We start from the raw sequence: 14,064 nt of genomic DNA on the forward strand, positions 1-14,064 counted from the left end.
CTGTTTAATTAAATCAATATGCCTTCACAATGATCCAGCTCTGCATGTGTCAACTTTTTGAACATTAGAATTCTAGGCTATTCTCATTCAACAAAAAGTATTTCATTCCCATAATCACAAATCCTTCATCATTATGCCATGGTTTCTTTGTCCCATTCACAATGACAATTTTTTTAAAAGAATCAGGTATATTACGCAACGAATTAAACTCTTGAATTTGTTTTTCTTTAGAGGCCATGTCATATACAACTTGAATATAGTATCTCTGATTACCTTGATTTACTACAAAATCAACCTCTAATTGTTTATGGATGCGTTTTCCTTCTTTGTTATTATCAAAAATTTCGACAACCCCCACATCAACATTGTATCCTCTAATCAGCAATTCATTATAAACAATATTCTCCATAATATGAGTAGGTTCCTGCTGTCTAAAATTAAGTCTGGCATTTCGTAATCCCAAATCAGTAAAATAATATTTCAGATTAGCGCCAATATACTTTCTTCCTTTGATATCATACCGGTTGGCTTTAGAAATCAAAAATGCTTCTGTCAAATGATCGATATGATTGGAAATCGTTTTGTTTGTGTATGTCATCTGCCGTTCGCTAGCAAAAGTATTTGCAATTTTAGATGGATTTGTTGGAGCACCAATTGCAGAAGCAAGTATATCAACAAGAACACCAATCTCATCTACACTTTGAATTTTATTTCTTTCAATAACATCTTTTAAATAAACATTAGAAAAAATATTCTTTAGATATTCTGCTTTCTGTTGCTCACTAGGAAAACTCATAATCTGCGGCAATCCACCAAAAATCATATAATCATCCCAAGCATCATCATAATCCCCATCATAAGCAGAATAAAACTCTGCAAAAGAAAGGGGATAAATCTTAATTTCATCACCTCTACCACGGAATTCCGTTACAATATCACTGGATAGAAATTTGGAGTTACTGCCTGTAACGTACACATCAACATTACTCATACGAAGCAGACTATTTAATACTTCCTCAAATCGTGGCATAAATTGAACTTCATCTAAAAGAAGATAATACTTATCATCATCTTTCATAGAATCTTTTATATACTTAAAGCACACCTTTGGATCTCTTAACTCTTCATTTTCGATACCATCCAATGCAATCTCAATGATGTGATCTGTATCAACGCCATTCTCCAACAAGTATCTCTTAAAAATGGTAAATAGTAAAAAAGACTTACCACATCTGCGAATACCAGTAATCACCTTTATCATTCCATTATCTTTTCGTTCAATCAGCTTATTTAGATATAACTCTCTTTTAATCTCCACTACATCATTCCTCATTTCTGTGCATTTGCACTTTTTTTAGTAATGCTATTTTACCATAAAACATTCTTAGCATCTATATCCATTCCTATTTTTTTGTGCATCTGCACGATTTTATGTAATGCCTCAAAAGAGTTATATAATAATCCCCTCCAGATGATCCAGCTCATGCTGAATGATCTGAGCCGGGAAGCCGCTGAATGTGCGCTGCTTCTGCCTTCCCTGTTCATCCTGATACTGCAGCTGGATCTTTTCAAATCGCTGAGCTTGACGCACGCCCTTTAACGATAAGCAGCCTTCCTCAGCCGTGTATTTTTTTCCGCTTGTTTTAATAAGCTGGGGATTGATCATCACCACCGGCTGTCCCTCAAGCAATATCGCGATCACCCGTACCGGACGGCCGATCATATTGGCCGCCATCCCCACGCAGTGATCGGCATGAGCCATTAACGTATCCCGCAAATCCCGCGCTATATTGAAATCCTGCTCTTGCGCCGGACGGCTGATCCGGCTTAACAAAATCGGATCGGTAACAATCTCACAGATCATAAAATCAATTTCCTTTCTTTAATCCATCTCACTTCAGCCGCGTGCCGGCTTTTTTATATTCCGCTTCAAGAGGATGCTGTGCTTCTCGGCCGCTTGCTGAAACAAATCGACGGCCAGTTTTGCTTTTTCCTGAACCGAAGTCAGCGACGCATTGGCCAACTGACTCATACAGACCTGCAGATCCGCCAGCGGCAGCAGCGTAACCGCCAGACAGTAAAAGCTTTTGCGGCGGCCATCATTATAATGTTCCAGCAGGTCTTCCAAAATTGTCCGTTTCTTCTCCATCTGTTCTTCAAACGCTGATGCGCCGAGCTGTTTCAGCTCATCCAGATCTTTCAGCCGGTGACGGCAGGTCACAAAGGAAACCGTATCTTCGGTACAGGCCATCTTCTCACATGGATAATTTTGACATTGACAACAGTATTCCAGATTGCCCTGTTCTTCGGCGCATTTTAACAAGCCGCACCTCGACTTTCCCGGTGCTCCGCAGCCTGGACAATGTCCGCCCAGATACAGCGTGCAGCAGCCGCAGACCAGACCGCACAGAGAGAACATCGGATACTTCCGTTCTTTCCCTTTCATGTCTTGTTCTCCTTTCATCGCAGTTTCCATTGGTATCTGCGCATATCTACACAGCCGTTGGGCTTAAATTCAACCCCTTCCGCCTCTAACAAAGAACGCTGCTGATCCCAATCCGGTGCGGTTCGCCCCTGACTGTTGACAACGCGGTGACAGGGAAAGTCACCGTAGAAGTGGGAATGGGAACAGGCTTTGCCGACATGCCGGGCATGCTTGGGATAGCCGGCAAGCTCAGCGATCTGACTGTAGCTGGCCACCTGACCGTAAGGGATCTCGCTGATCACCGCTAAAACTAACGCGTCAAAATCTTCATTCATCGTCATGCTCCCTCCCCGTTTGGCGAATGAGCTGCTTCCAACAGCGAATCGCCTCTGATTCAAATTTGTCGCGATGTAAGATCATCCAGTTCTGATTCTCCAGCTCAATGCCTTCAATTTGGACTTCCACAAGCTTTCCTGTCTGCAGCGGCTTCTGCACCATCTCCTCGGGAAGCAGGGCAATTCCCAACCCGGCTAAGGCTGCCTGCTTCAAAGCCTGCGAATTGACGCTTTCCCAAGTCGGTTTGATTTGAAGCTGATGCAGCCGCAGCGCGCTGTCCAGACTGTCGCGGATCGCGCTGCCCGGCTCACGCAAAAGCCAGTTCTGCGCTTGCAGCTGATCTAAACTCAGCGTCTTGAGCTTTGCGGCAGGCAGATCATGACGACACACAAAGCTCAGACGATAGCGTGAAAACGGCAGCTTGAAGAGGCTGTCTTCTTCGCATACCCCTTCGGTAAAACCGATATCTACTTCGTTGGCCAGCACTTTTCTGATGATTTCGGAAGCTCGGTCAACCTGAACCTGAACCGGCGTCTGCGGACACAACGTGCGGAATTGCTGAATCAGAGAAGGCAGCCACATGTTGGCAATCGTGATGCTGGACCCGATCCGCAGCAACGCCTGTTTCTCAATCCCAGCCGTACTTTGTTCCAGATCCTCAATCGCTTCCAAAACCTGAACAATCTTATGATACAGCTGCATTCCGCGCTCGTTCACTGTACAGCGCCGCCCAATCCGATCCAGCAGCGTATAGCCCAGCTGTTCCTCCAGTTCCACGACGACATGCGATACCGCCGGCTGACTCATATACAGCGCCTTGGCCGCGCGGGTAATGCCGCCCTGTTCCACAATTATCCGAAAGACCTTCATCTGCCGAATTGTCATCCCGCTTCCTCCTTTTCCGCCGAGTTATTTCAGTCTGGCCATGCTTTCTTCTATCATAACTAAATAGTAATGCAAAAGATAGATTATTGCAATTTTACTTCTGACTTTATTTTGCGGATAATCAATAAGGAAGGAGAATTCTCATGCATTCATGGAAAACAGTTTTTTGGCTTTTTGGAGTTAATTTCTATATCAGTATGTTTACCTTTGGCGGCGGATACATTGTCATTCCGATGATCCGCAAAATTTTTGTTCAGCAGAAACAGCTCTTCACCGAAGCTGAGCTGTTGGAAATGGCAGCGATCGCACAGTCCTCCCCCGGAGCTATTGCCGTGAATCTGTCGGTTTTGGCCGGACGGAGAACGTACGGCCTTGCCGGAGCCTGGATCAGTGCCCTGGGAGCCGTTCTGCCTTCGTTTCTTATTCTCGCGCTGATTTCCTCCTGTTATGATGCGTTTCGCACACAGCCGCTGATCAACGCTTGTCTTAAAGGCATGGAAGCCGGCGTCGCGGCGTTAATCGTTGAGCTGGTCGCCGATATGAGCGCAGCGATTTTCAGACAGAAGCAGAAGCTGCCGCGTGTGATCCTGCCGGTTACCTTTCTGTGTGCTTTCGTCTTAGAAATTCCGGCGATGACGCTGCTTTTATTCTGGTGCTGCGTTTCCCTTGGCCTCAGCATCATCCGCCATTGGAAAGGAGACCTTATATGAGTTTAATTCTGGACTTGTTTCTTACTTTTTTAAAGATCGGATTGTTCAGCATCGGCGGGGGATATGCGACACTGCCCTTGATCCAGCAGCAGGCCGTTGTTGTCCATCCATGGCTGACACTGCAGGAATTTACCGACATCATCACAATCTCACAGATGACGCCCGGACCGCTGGCCGTCAACACCTCGACGTTTGTCGGGATGCGCTTAGCCGGAATGGCGGGAGCCGCTGCGGCAACCGGAGGCTGCGTCCTGTGCGGAATTGGAATCAGCTTAGCTTTGCAGCACTTTTTCCGCCGCAACCAAAATCAGCGGGCAGTGCTGCAGCTGTTGGAAACGCTAAAATCCGCTTCCGTCGGGCTGATCGCCGCTTCCGCCGCCACGATCATCATGATCGCGTTGTTCGGCGTTTCCTCTTGGAAACAAACGCTGCATTTCAACCCTTCAGCTTTTCTGCTCTTCCTGCTGGCCCTGATCAGCATTCAAAAATGGAAACTCGGCCCCATGCCGATCTTAATCCTCAGCGCATTGGCCGGTTGTTTTTTCTACCTGTAATCCATTTCCTTTGGAAATAAACGTTTCCAAATTGAACAAAAGCGCGTAAAATGGAAAGTGATGAACCACCGATCAGAAATCTAGGGAAATTCTGACATTTACAAGCAGGAGGAGAAAATGATGAGAAAACTTACCGCAGCACTGCTTACTTTAGCTTTGCTTTTTACAGCCGGCTGTTCCGGTTCCGGCAAACCCAATAAGGAAACCGGCAACATCATCGCCCGTCATTCCGCTGAAGAGGAAGGCGTCTACTATGGGGAACTTGGCGATACGATGCGCAACGAATTCTTTGACTTTATCGTGGAAGACGTTGAACTGACCGATACTTTCGGCGGGTATACCGCAAAAGAAGGGATGCGGCTGTTATGCGTCACGGTGAAAGAAACCAACACCTTCGATGATGCGCTGCCGATGTTCGATACCGATTTTGTACTGACGTGGGAGACGACGGAGAGCTTGATTTACCCGTTAGTCAACCTGAATGATAAAGCGGTCATGCCGGAAGAATTTGAGCTGGCAAAAGGCAAATCGGTGACTTACAAGCTGGTATTTGAAGTGCCTTCGGAGGAATCGGAATTCCTGTTTATTTATCTGGAAGAATTTGATACAGAGGAAACCGGTGATTTCTTCGTCGTCACACTGCGGCCAGAAGTTCAGTAAAAATTTTTCATTTCATCAGGCAGAAGCGAAGGAATTCGGGATAACAACGAAGCCCTGCCGCGTTTCTGCCTTTTTTATTTATTTTCGATTGGGCGCATTCCGCCCCGACAGACACGGATGATGAAATGCTTTGACGGCTTGCACTCTGATGGTAAGACCGTTACAATGAAAGTAATAAAAAGGAGAGAACTTGCATGAAACCGAAAATTGAAATTTGCTGCGGAAGCGCGTTGGATTGTCTGGCCGCGCAGGCAGGAGGAGCCGATCGGATTGAGCTGAATTCTGCCTTGGCTTTAGGCGGACTGACGCCGACACTGGCGAATCTGATCGAAGCCCGAAAGAAAGTGACGATCCCGATCATCACTATGGTGCGCAGCCGCGGCGCTGGTTTCTGCACCAGCGAGGCTGAGTTTGAAATTCTATATGCGGATGCCGAGCTGCTTTTAACGCATGGCGCGGATGGGCTGGCCTTCGGCGCGTTGCATGCGGATCGAACGATCAACGCGGAACAAACCCGGAAAATGATTGAGCTGGCGCATCGTTATGGCAAAGAATTTGTCTTTCACCGAGCGTTTGACTGCGCTGTGGATTGGGATGTGGCTCTTAGTCAGCTGATCGCATGGAAAGCAGATCGCATTCTGACCAGCGGCGGTCAGGCCAAAGCCGAGCAGGGTATGGACGTCATCGCAAGGCTGCAGAAACAATATGGCGATCAAATTGAAATTCTGGCCGGCAGCGGTGTTCATGCGGGCAATGCTTTAGGTTTGCTGAAACAGACCGGGATTCACCAGCTGCACTCCTCGTGCAAGGACTGGCAAAGCGATCCGACAACCTCCGGCAATCATGTCACCTACGCTTATGCCCCTGCACCGCACGAACTGGATTATGAGATCGTCAGCGAACAGAAAGTGCGTGAGCTGACAGCGGCCGTGGCTGAACTGAACTGACTCTGCCGATTCAATTTCGCAAACAAAAACCGATTCCTTTTCCTGCTTCACCAAGTTAAGAATCGGTTTTTTTCTTTTTCCGGGATCGGGCCGGCTTCTTTGTCAGCTCTATGGGCGGCTCTGGTTCCAGCCATTCCTCCTTATCTTCATGAATTAAATTCGCTGCCTCCAGTGAAGAAAAAGGAGTCCGCTGCGGCCACTGCTGATCCTGCCGGGCCAGCTCTTTCGCGATGATCCGGATCAAGCGTTGATGGGCCGGCGAACAGAGATGATAGTGATCAAGCAGCTCCACGTCCTTATTTTCCAATACAATATCCTGAGTTTTCCGAACATATCCATGATAATCGAGCAAATAGTTGAAATCCACGCCGAAGATTTCCGCCATCTTGCACAATGTGCGGATATCCGGCTCCGCGGTATTATTTTCATAACGGGAAATCGCACCGTCGCTTAAGCTTAAACTCTGACCTAACGCTTTCTGGCTGATGCCGCGTTCTTCCCGCAGCAGCCGCAGATTTTCACCCAGCGAACGTTTTGCTTTCATCCTGCGCCTCCCTTCCAGTTATTTTTGTATATGAATCATAACGCAAAACAACGTAAAAATTTGCCGTTTCTCGGTAATGGATAATCTTTATTTTTCTCTTTCATCGAGATATAATAAGGCCAAACAAGGAGGAACTTATGGAAAATCCATTTCAGATGCAGCTAAGTTCGCTGCTGAAAGCCGCAAATACCGATCTGCGCCGTCTGGACGCGCTGCTTTACATCTGCTGCACGCAGGCATCCCAACATTGTCCGTTTACACAAAAGGCCTGTGATCAACATTGCTTAGCCAACATTGAAATGGCTAAAAAGGCTTCCTCAGCGCAGTAAGACACACTTTTCACCCACAAATTCAGCTTCGATGAAAGGATGCCCGGCATCCTTTTCTTTTTTATATCCTTTAAATTTGTGGAAAAGTGCGCAGCGGTCTTGTCAGGATCCGGGAAAAGTGTTATATTATCTTAGCAGTCACTTATCAAGAGTGCTAAAAGGAGGAAATCATTATGGCTAAAAAACAGTTTAAAGCTGAATCCAAGCGTCTTTTGGATCTGATGATTCATTCTATCTATACCAACAAGGAAATCTTTCTGCGGGAGCTGATCTCCAATGCATCCGATGCCCTCGACAAACGGTATTACCTGTCGCTGACGGATGAGAATCAGCGCGTGGATAAGAGTGAATTAAAAATCCGCATCGATTTGGATAAGGATAACCGCACGATTACGTTAACCGATTCAGGTATCGGCATGACTCAGGAGGAACTGGAAAACAACCTCGGTACGATCGCCCACAGCGGATCGCTGGAATTCAAGCAGAAGCTGGAGGAAGGCACCAGTGATGTCGACATTATCGGTCAGTTCGGCGTCGGCTTCTATTCCGCGTTCATGGTCGCGCAGCGCATCATTGTTGAAACCCGCAGCGCCCAGAGCGAACAGGGCTATTCCTGGATCTCCAACGGCGAGGATGGCTACACCGTTTCCCCGATCATAAAGGAAACGGTCGGTACCAAGATCATTCTGGAATTGAAGGAAGAAAGTGAAGATGATAAAGTCGATCAGTATCTGGATGAATACACGATCAAAAATCTGATCCGGAAATATTCCGACTATGTCCGCTGGCCGATTGAGATGGAAGTCGAAACGACAAAAACCATCGAAGGCAAGGACGAACCGGAAACGGTCAAGGAAATCCAGACCTTGAACTCCATGGTTCCGTTATGGAAGCGCAATAAATCCGAAATCAAGGAAGACGAATACAACGATTTCTATAAAAATAAATTCATGGACTGGGAAAACCCAGCCAAGGTCATGCACTATTCCGTAGAAGGCACAACCTCCTATAACGCGCTGTTGTTTATTCCGGCAAAAACGCCGTACAATTTCTACAGCGCCGATTATGAACCAGGTCTGCAGCTGTACTGCAAAGGCGTGTTCATCATGGATAAAGCCAAGGATCTCGTTCCGGATTACTTCCGCTTTGTCCGCGGCTTAGTTGACAGCGACGATCTGAATCTGAACATTTCGCGTGAAATCCTCCAGCAGGACCGTCAGATGAAAACCTTGGCCAAGAGCATTGAAAAGAAGATCAAAAACACGCTGGAAGACATGTTGAAAAATGATCGGGAAAAATATGAAGAATTCTTCAAAAACTTCGGTCTGTCACTGAAATTCGGCGTCTATCAGGATTACGGCATGCATAAGGATCAGCTGCAGGATCTGCTTTTGTTCAAGTCTACGCACAATGATGAATACACGACTTTGGACGAATATGTCTCACGGATGAAGGAAGGTCAGGATCAGATCTACTTCGCCAGCGGAGAAAGCCTGGAGATGATTAAAAAGCTGCCGCAGATGGAAAAGCTTCAGGACAAAGGCTACGAAGTACTGTATTTCACAGATGATGTCGATGAATTCGCAGCCAACATCATGATGGAATACAAGGAAAAGAAATTCAAATCCATCAACCAGGGTGATCTGGATCTGGATGATGAAGAAGAAAAGAAGGCCAAGGAAGAAAAGACCCAGGAAAACAAGTCCATGCTGGATAAGATGAAAGAGGCTCTGGGCGAAAAGGTCAAGGAAGTCCGCCTGTCCTCCCGTCTGAAATCGCATCCGGTCTGCCTGGTTTCGGATGAAGGTCTGTCGATGGAAATGGAAAAGGTTCTGAATCAGATGCCGAATCAGAATGAAGTCAAGGCCGGCAAGATTCTGGAAATCAATCCGGATCATGAAATCTTCACCACCCTGCAGAAGATCTATGACAAGCATCCGGAGCTGATGGACGAATACACAGATCTGCTTTATACCCAGGCGATGCTGATTGAGGGCTACAAGATTGAAGATCCGATCGCGTATGCCAATCAGGTCTGCGATCTGATGATCCGCGCTAATCAGGAATAATTGAAATTCTGTCCAAGGAAGAATGGGAAACCGCTAAAAAAGGGGAATTACCGTTCTTTCTTTTCTTTTGGCCGCGCTTAATGTTATAATGAAATTCGATTTGGTTAGATCACAAAACATTCTACAACTTCAAGGAGGAAGACGCATGATCCCGATGACTGAAATCAGCGCGCAACAGATTTTAGGTTTGCTTGGCAATTGCTTTGATATGATCGATCCGCGTTTAGTCGGGCATGAACTGCGGACCGCTGGTTATGCCGATCAGCTGTTAGCGGCCGCAGGCGTCAGTGATGAACAGCGGCGGGATCTGGATTGTCTGGCCTTTCTTCATGATATCGGAGCTTATAAAACCGAAGAAATTGCCCGCATGATTCAATTTGAAACCGAAACCTGCTGGGATCATTCCATTTACGGCCTGCTTTTTCTGCATCATTATTCCCCGTTTTCCACCTGGGCTGAAGCTGTGCTGTATCATCACAGCCGTTGGGATCAGATGATGGCCGCTGGAATCAATAAACAAATCGCAGAGGCTGCCAATCTCATCAGCTTCTGCGATCGTCTGGATATCTTTACTACCTACGGTGCCGGATCCATCGAAGACTTTCTGAACCGTGCGCAGGCTCCCGAAAATCAGGGACGCTATGCGCCGGCAATCATCGAACTCGCCGTTAAAACCAGGCTGCAGCCGCTTTCCATGATGCCGAAGGATTTTCTGTTTCAGGCAGAACGGCGGTTTCCCTTTACACAAAAGCAGGTTGAAACCTTGTTGATGATGTTGATTGTCATCATTGATTTCCGTTCCCGGCATACAGTGACCCACACGATGATTACGGCGTCTACCGCTGTCCAACTCGGCCAGCGCTGCGGACTGCCGGACGCGGAGCTGATGACGCTCAAAATTGCCGGATTGTTTCATGATTTAGGCAAAATCGGCATTCCTCTTGAAATTCTGGAAAATCCCGGACGCTTAAGTGCTGAGGAGATGGCGATCATGAAAACGCATGTTGAAAAAACCGCGGTGATCCTGAACGGCTGGGTCAGTCAGAAGATTTGCGACATTGCCCTGCGGCATCATGAGAAATTAAATGGTACCGGATATCCGGCCCAGCTGAGCGCCGAGCAATTGACTTTGCCGCAGCGAATTCTGGCCGTCGCCGATATCTTCAGCGCCCTGACTGGAGAAAGAAGTTATAAACAGGCCTATACCTTAGAACGTTCCTGCCGAATTCTGGCCGAGATGCGCGATGCCGGTCAGCTGGACGCGCAGGTCGTCAGCGCCTTAACCAATGATCCGCAGGGAATCGCTGAGATCAATGAACAAAACTGCCGTGAAATAACCGACAGCTACCAGCGAATTCAAGTGGAAAATCAGATCCTGCATACCTGCCTGAAAGAAGAAGCCTCGGCAGAAAAATGTCTGAATCAACAATGGCACAGAATCAATACCTGGATTTCCGATAAGGCCGATCAATGTGAAACGAATTCATAATGCTTCCTTTAAAGCGTTATTCCTTTTTTGAGGGTCAGCTGCGGCTGACCTTTTTCTATTCGGGTAAGTTCCTGACCACGGTCCTTTCATTCTGTTTTCAAACAAAAAAACGGCTGGAAACAAACTGCCTCCAACCGATATCTTTCAATTTTTTTGAGGATTTCCCCTAAAGCCTCAATGGGACTGCCTTCTCTTCCGTTAAAAGATCAGTCTAAACTCCTCGAATCGCTTTTTCTACTCCGCGATATAATCACGGTCAAAGGTGATCACGGTGTACCACTTTTGCTTCTGCTGGCTCAGTCGGGTATTGATCTGTTCACGGATGTCGCTGAAACTCAATGGACATTCAAATGGAACGACAACATCAAAGATCAAATTGGTATGGGTCGGCCCGCTGACCATGCGGAAATCATGAAAGCTCAGCCGGCTGTCGATCTGTTCCAAAATGGCTTTGACCACTTTCCGGGCTTCCTCGATTTCCTGATTATCGGTTTGGATCGGATCCATGTGAATCGTAAACATGACATGCAGCTGCTCATAAATTTCTTTTTCCACTTCATCAATCGTATCATGAATCTGAAGCAGATCACCGTGAGCACTGACCTCGGCATGGGCACTGCCGATTAAATTTCCCGGTCCATAGCTGTGGATCATCATATCGTGCAGACCGAGAATTTCCTGCCGGCTCAGCATAATCTCAGAAATCTTTGCGACAAGTTCCTTATCCGCCGGCTGTCCCAGCAGCTCACTGATCGTATCCTTAATGATCCCATAACCGGAAAACAGCACAAAGATGGAAACCACGACGCCCATTATTCCATCGATCGGTCCGCTGACAAACGCGGAAAGCACCAGAGAAACGACGGTGGCCGACGTCGCGATCACATCGTTCAGACTATCCTGAGCGGTTGCCAGCATCACGGAAGAATCAATCCGCCGCCCCAGCTTACGATTAAAACCGCACATCCATAGTTTTACGCCGATCGATGCCGCCAGCGAAATCAAAACAATCCAGCTGAACTGAACGGCTTCCGGATGAATCACCTTCATCACCGATCCCCGCAGCAGCTCAAAACCGACGATCAAAATGACGGACGCCAAAATCAGCGACGTCAAATATTCAATGCGGCCATGCCCAAACGGATGATCTTTATCCGCCGGCTTCGCCGCCAGCTTATAGCCGAATAAGGTTACCAGACAGCTGGCACTGTCCGACAGGTTATTGAAAGCATCTGAAGTAATTGAGATGGAATGCGCGATGGTTCCCATCACTAACTTTACCGCAAACAACAATACGTTGCAGGCAATTCCCGTCAGGCTGCTCAGACGGCCATAATGCTCGCGAACTTTCGCGTCTTCGGTCAACGTATAGTTTTTAACAAATTTTTTAATCAGAAACTCAGTCATCAAATCCACTCCCTCAGATGATTAGTTTACCACAGAAAATAGCGGTTAGCCCAGTCTATTTTGTATTCAGCACCCCGATCGGAAGGCGGCGCGGCATCCGATGGCAGAATAAGCGCAGACGGATTGGAAAATACGGCAGAAAGATCAGCAGCGGGAACAAACCCAACGGCCAGGCTGAGGAGCTGGCAGCATAGTGCGGCTGCATCACATAGCCGCGCAAAGAGGCCGGCATCGCAAACAACAGCCCGCAGAACAACAAGGCCAATGCCATCAGCCAATCCAGCAGCCATCGGACTTCCTGCCGTTCATCTTTTGTCATGGAAGTCAGCCAGCGGCAGCCCAGCATCGCAATGACACTGTTGAGCACAACGCTGAGCTGCCATTGGGGATCCGCAGCCATCGGCTGCATCCGCAGAATCAATCCGCCGCCAATCATCGCCATGACCGCTGCCTTCCAGGGCCAGTGGCGATGCAGATCACTCTGGAATAAAACCAGCGCTACAACCGTCGTTCCCAGCAGAAACACTCCGGCATTACCATAACCGGAAATCAGATAGGCCATTCCAGCAAGCTGTCCGCCGGCTGCCAACATTCCTTTATATTTTACTTCCATCCTATGTTCCCTCCTCAATCTGTGCCTAATCATACCACAGCTGTGATTTTAGATTGTCCGATTAATCGGACAGTGATACAATATTTTTAAGAAAATGAAAAGAGGCGGCATTCATGGCCAATCAGCGGCAGCAAAAACAGAAGCTTTTGGAAATTCTGCGCCTGCTTCAGCGCGAAACCGACGCCGAGCATCCGATCAAATGCAGTGAGATCATCGCCCGGCTCAGTCAAAACAAAATCAGTGCTGAACGCAAATCCGTTTATTCCGATCTCGAGATTCTGCGCCAGGCCGGCTGGGATATCCGCTATCGTAAAAATGAAGGCTACTGGTTAAATCCGCGCTACTCCCTAGCGCAGCTCAAACTGCTCAGCGATGCTGTCAGTTCCCTGACCATGCTTTCCGCTGTCCAAGCTGAACAGCTGAATGGTGCGCTGATGGCGGAATGTCCGCGTTTTCAGCAGCCGCAGCTGACGCCGGTCCTGCCCGTAGACCACACATCCAGCGCGGATATCCTGGCGAATATCGATCAGATCTTAAGAGCGCTGCGGGAAAGTGTGGAGATTGAATTCCGCTACTTTGATATCACCGTGCATAAACAGAAACGCTACCGCCGCCAGTCACAGACCTATCAGCTGTTTCCGTATGCCTTGATTCGGGAAAATCAACGTTACTACTGTGTCGGCTATTCCTTTCATCATCAGGGCTTTTCGCATTATCGGCTGGATAAGATGGAACAGATCCGGCTGAAGAAGGAACCGCTGGCCCGCCTGCCCTTTGACTTAAAAGAATATACCGCCCGCAGCTTTGGCATGTACGCCAGCGAACCGGTCAACATGACGCTGCGCTTTGATTTATCCTTGGCCAATACCGTCTTTGACCGTTTTGGCCAGGACATTCTGATCACACGCATTACGGATCAGGATTTTGATGTCAATCTGACGTTAAGCGTCGCTCCGCCCTTTTTAGGCTGGCTGTTTCAGTTTGGCCGGCGTGTTCGCATCCTGCAGCCGCAGTCGCTGAAAGATCAGCTGCGCGAAGCGGCCGAAGCCACGCTCAGCACTTTAAACGACGAAGCGTCCGATTCCTAATGCGTTTT

The 14,064-nt window shown here is 47.7% G+C and carries 16 protein-coding genes; 8 read left to right on the forward strand and 8 right to left on the reverse strand.

Translation table 11 applies throughout. The annotated features are described in order from the left end of the window. Positions 1-64: 64 nt before the first annotated feature. The 5 genes from MCG46_RS15535 to MCG46_RS15555 all read right to left on the reverse strand — a co-directional run bounded on the left by MCG46_RS15535 (position 65) and on the right by MCG46_RS15555 (position 3,646). Positions 65-1,318 (reverse strand): ATP-binding protein, encoded by a 1,254-nt coding sequence (locus MCG46_RS15535; RefSeq protein WP_240280775.1) that lies wholly within the window; start codon positions 1,316-1,318, stop codon positions 65-67. A gap of 132 nt (positions 1,319-1,450) precedes the next feature. Further along, on the reverse strand, positions 1,451-1,864 hold the full coding sequence (locus tag MCG46_RS15540) for a peptide deformylase (RefSeq protein WP_240280776.1): 414 nt from the start codon (positions 1,862-1,864) through the stop codon (positions 1,451-1,453). Positions 1,865-1,897: 33 nt separating this feature from the next. Continuing rightward, on the reverse strand, positions 1,898-2,446 hold the full coding sequence (locus MCG46_RS15545) for a DUF3795 domain-containing protein (RefSeq protein ID WP_240280777.1): 549 nt from the start codon (positions 2,444-2,446) through the stop codon (positions 1,898-1,900). A gap of 14 nt (positions 2,447-2,460) precedes the next feature. Beyond that, entirely contained in the window at positions 2,461-2,766 is a 306-nt protein-coding gene (locus MCG46_RS15550) for an MGMT family protein (RefSeq protein WP_240280778.1), read from the reverse strand. Next, positions 2,753-3,646, reverse strand: a complete 894-nt coding sequence (locus MCG46_RS15555) for a LysR family transcriptional regulator (protein ID WP_240280779.1) — start codon at positions 3,644-3,646, stop codon at positions 2,753-2,755. The genes MCG46_RS15550 and MCG46_RS15555 overlap by 14 nt, the downstream gene beginning before the upstream one ends. A 143-nt stretch (positions 3,647-3,789) precedes the next feature. On the opposite strand from MCG46_RS15555, the gene MCG46_RS15560 reads away from it, so the two are divergent. The 4 genes from MCG46_RS15560 to MCG46_RS15575 all read left to right on the forward strand — a co-directional run bounded on the left by MCG46_RS15560 (position 3,790) and on the right by MCG46_RS15575 (position 6,517). Next, complete coding sequence (locus MCG46_RS15560) at positions 3,790-4,356, forward strand: chromate transporter (protein WP_240280780.1); 567 nt, start codon at positions 3,790-3,792, stop codon at positions 4,354-4,356. Next, positions 4,353-4,910, forward strand: coding sequence for a chromate transporter (locus tag MCG46_RS15565; RefSeq protein ID WP_240280781.1), 558 nt, complete (start codon positions 4,353-4,355; stop codon positions 4,908-4,910). Before MCG46_RS15560 ends, MCG46_RS15565 begins: the two co-directional genes overlap by 4 nt. Positions 4,911-5,030: 120 nt before the next feature. Then, a complete protein-coding gene (locus MCG46_RS15570; protein ID WP_240280782.1) occupies positions 5,031-5,570 on the forward strand; it encodes a DUF4352 domain-containing protein in 540 nt (179 codons plus the stop codon). A gap of 194 nt (positions 5,571-5,764) precedes the next feature. Next, complete coding sequence (locus tag MCG46_RS15575) at positions 5,765-6,517, forward strand: copper homeostasis protein CutC (protein WP_240280783.1); 753 nt, start codon at positions 5,765-5,767, stop codon at positions 6,515-6,517. 55 nt (positions 6,518-6,572) lie between these two features. Here the strand turns inward: MCG46_RS15575 and MCG46_RS15580 are convergent, their stop codons facing one another. Next, positions 6,573-7,061 carry a helix-turn-helix domain-containing protein gene (locus tag MCG46_RS15580; protein ID WP_240280784.1) on the reverse strand — a complete coding sequence of 163 codons (489 nt, stop codon included), beginning with the start codon at positions 7,059-7,061 and terminating at the stop codon, positions 6,573-6,575. A gap of 137 nt (positions 7,062-7,198) precedes the next feature. Here MCG46_RS15580 and MCG46_RS15585 point away from each other — a divergent pair, with 137 nt between their 5' ends. From MCG46_RS15585 to MCG46_RS15595, 3 genes are all read left to right on the forward strand, one after another. After that, entirely contained in the window at positions 7,199-7,390 is a 192-nt protein-coding gene (locus MCG46_RS15585; RefSeq protein WP_240280785.1) for a hypothetical protein, read from the forward strand. A gap of 173 nt (positions 7,391-7,563) precedes the next feature. Next, positions 7,564-9,459 carry a molecular chaperone HtpG gene (gene htpG / locus MCG46_RS15590; RefSeq protein ID WP_240280786.1) on the forward strand — a complete coding sequence of 632 codons (1,896 nt, stop codon included), beginning with the start codon at positions 7,564-7,566 and terminating at the stop codon, positions 9,457-9,459. A gap of 145 nt (positions 9,460-9,604) precedes the next feature. Next, on the forward strand, positions 9,605-10,948 hold the full coding sequence (locus tag MCG46_RS15595; protein ID WP_240280787.1) for an HD domain-containing phosphohydrolase: 1,344 nt from the start codon (positions 9,605-9,607) through the stop codon (positions 10,946-10,948). 234 nt (positions 10,949-11,182) lie between these two features. Here MCG46_RS15595 and MCG46_RS15600 read toward each other — a convergent pair whose 3' ends face one another. Both MCG46_RS15600 and MCG46_RS15605 read right to left on the reverse strand, forming a co-directional pair. Beyond that, positions 11,183-12,355: a cation diffusion facilitator family transporter gene (locus MCG46_RS15600; protein WP_240280788.1), complete on the reverse strand. Its 1,173-nt coding sequence runs from the start codon at positions 12,353-12,355 to the stop codon at positions 11,183-11,185. Between the two features lie 55 nt (positions 12,356-12,410). After that, positions 12,411-12,968 carry a hypothetical protein gene (locus tag MCG46_RS15605; RefSeq protein ID WP_240280789.1) on the reverse strand — a complete coding sequence of 186 codons (558 nt, stop codon included), beginning with the start codon at positions 12,966-12,968 and terminating at the stop codon, positions 12,411-12,413. 113 nt (positions 12,969-13,081) lie between these two features. Between MCG46_RS15605 and MCG46_RS15610 the strand changes: the two genes are divergently transcribed. Beyond that, positions 13,082-14,056, forward strand: coding sequence for a helix-turn-helix transcriptional regulator (locus MCG46_RS15610; protein ID WP_240280790.1), 975 nt, complete (start codon positions 13,082-13,084; stop codon positions 14,054-14,056). Positions 14,057-14,064 lie beyond the last annotated feature (8 nt).

Origin of the sequence: Holdemania massiliensis (assembly GCF_022440805.1) — a bacterium.
GTDB lineage: Bacteria > Bacillota_I > Bacilli_A > Erysipelotrichales > Erysipelotrichaceae > Holdemania > Holdemania massiliensis_A.